Consider the following 2,132-nt stretch of genomic DNA (forward strand, 5'->3'; position numbering starts at 1 on the left):
GGATGCCGGCGCGCAACACGGTCGCGTTGCGGATCGCCAGCCTTGATCCACTCAAGACCACTCGACTTCGGGAAGGCCAGGATGCGTCCCGCATCCTGCAAGGTGTTGGCGGTGTTCCTCCGCCAGTCTCCGCACCGCTGGAGCAGGTACAGATCGACCACACAGTCATCGACCTGATCGTGGTGGACGAGCGCGACCGGCAACCGATTGGCCGTCCGTACCTGACCCTCGCCATCGACGTGTTCACCCGCTGCGTGGTTGGCATGGTGGTCACGTTAGAAGCGCCATCTGCCGTCTCGGTCGGCCTGTGCCTCGCACACGCCGGTTGCGACAAGCGCCCTTGGTTGGAAAGGTTGGACGTGGAAATGGACTGGCCGATGAGCGGCAAGCCCGCGCTGCTCTACCTGGACAACGCGGCCGAATTCAAGAGCGAGGCGCTACGCCGTGGCTGCGAGCAGCATGGCATCCGGTTGGACTATCGGCCTCTCGGGCAGCCGCACTATGGCGGCATCGTGGAACGGATCATCGGCACGGCGATGCAAATGATCCACGACGAATTGCCGGGGACGACCTTCTCCAACCCTGACCAGCGCGGGGAATACGCCTCCGAGAAGATGGCCGCCCTGACACTGCGCGAGCTGGAACGCTGGCTCGCATTGGCGGTTGGCACCTATCACGGCTCCGTGCACAACGGCCTGCTCCAACCGCCGGCCGCACGCTGGGCCGAAGCTGTCGCGCGTACCGGCGTTCCAACCGTCATCACTCGCACCACGGCTTTTCTGGTCGATTTCCTGCCCGTCCTCCGCCGCACCCTGACCCGCACTGGCTTCGTCATCGACCACATCCACTACTACGCCGATGCGCTCAAGCCGTGGATAGCTCGGCGCGACCGCCTGCCTGCGTTCCTGATCCGGCGCGACCCACGCGACATCAGCCGCATTTGGGTGCTGGAGCCGGAGGGGCAGCACTATCTGGAAATTCCATACCGTACCTTGTCGCACCCGGCTGTCACCCTCTGGGAACAACGGCAGGCGCTGGCGAAATTGCGGCAGCAAGGGCGCGAACAGGTGGATGAGTCGGCGCTGTTCCGCATGATCGGGCAGATGCGCGAAATCGTGACCACTGCGCAGAAAGCCACGCGCAAGGCGCGGCGCGACGCGGATCGACGCCAGCATCTCAAGTCAACGGAACAACCTGTCAAAACCACGCCACCAGCGGACACGGACATGGCAGACCCGCAGGCGGACAACCAGCCACCTGCCAAACCGTTCGACCAGATTGAGGAGTGGTAGCCGTGGACGAATATCCCATCATCGACCTGTCCCACCTGCTGCCGGCGGCCCAGGGCTTGGCCCGTCTCCCGGCGGACGAGCGCATCCATCGCCTTCGCGCCGACCGCTGGATCGGCTATCCGCGAGCAATCGAGGCGCTGAACCGGCTGGAAGCCCTGTATGCGTGGCCAAACAAACAACGCATGCCCAACCTGCTGTTGATTGGCCCAACCAACAACGGCAAGTCGATGATCGTCGAGAAATTCCGGCGCACGCATCTGGCCAGCGCCGATGCCGACCAGGAGCACATCCCGGTGCTGGTCGTGCAGATGCCGTCCGAGCCGTCTGTGATCCGCTTCTACGTCGCGCTGCTCGCGGCGATGGGTGCGCCATTGCGACCGCGCCCACGGCTGCCGGAAATGGAGCAACTGGCGCTGGCACTGCTGCGCAAGCTCGGTGTGCGTTTGCTGGTGATCGACGAGCTGCACAACGTCCTGGCCGGCAACAGCGTCAACCGCCGGGAATTCCTCAACCTGCTGCGCTTCCTCGGCAACGAACTGCGCATCCCACTGGTCGGGGTTGGCACGCGCGACGCCTATCTGGCCATCCGCTCGGATGACCAGTTGGAAAACCGCTTCGAGCCGATGATGCTGCCGCTGTGGGAGGCCAACGACGATTGCTGCTCACTGCTGGCCAGCTTCGCCGCTTCGCTTCCTCTGCGGCGACCCTCGTCGATTGCCACGCTGGACATGGCTCGCTACCTGCTCACGCGCAGCGAGGGCACTATTGGCGAGCTGGCGCACCTATTGATGGCGGCGGCCGTGGCCGCCGTGGAGAGTAGTGAGGAAGCGATCAACCACC

The 2,132-nt window shown here is 64.4% G+C and carries 2 protein-coding genes; both read left to right on the forward strand.

Going from position 1 to position 2,132, the window contains the following annotated elements; translation table 11 throughout:
- A partial coding sequence (locus ACDELDRAFT_RS21635) for a Mu transposase C-terminal domain-containing protein (protein ID WP_005800619.1) occupies positions 1 to 1,292 on the forward strand: 1,292 nt, incomplete at its 5' end.
- 2 nt (positions 1,293 to 1,294) lie between these two features.
- Positions 1,295 to 2,132 (forward strand): TniB family NTP-binding protein (locus tag ACDELDRAFT_RS21640; RefSeq protein WP_005800620.1); only part of this gene is annotated, 838 nt, incomplete at its 3' end.

The sequence above is a fragment of the Acidovorax delafieldii 2AN genome (assembly GCF_000175235.1).
GTDB classification, from domain to species: domain Bacteria; phylum Pseudomonadota; class Gammaproteobacteria; order Burkholderiales; family Burkholderiaceae_C; genus Acidovorax; species Acidovorax delafieldii_B.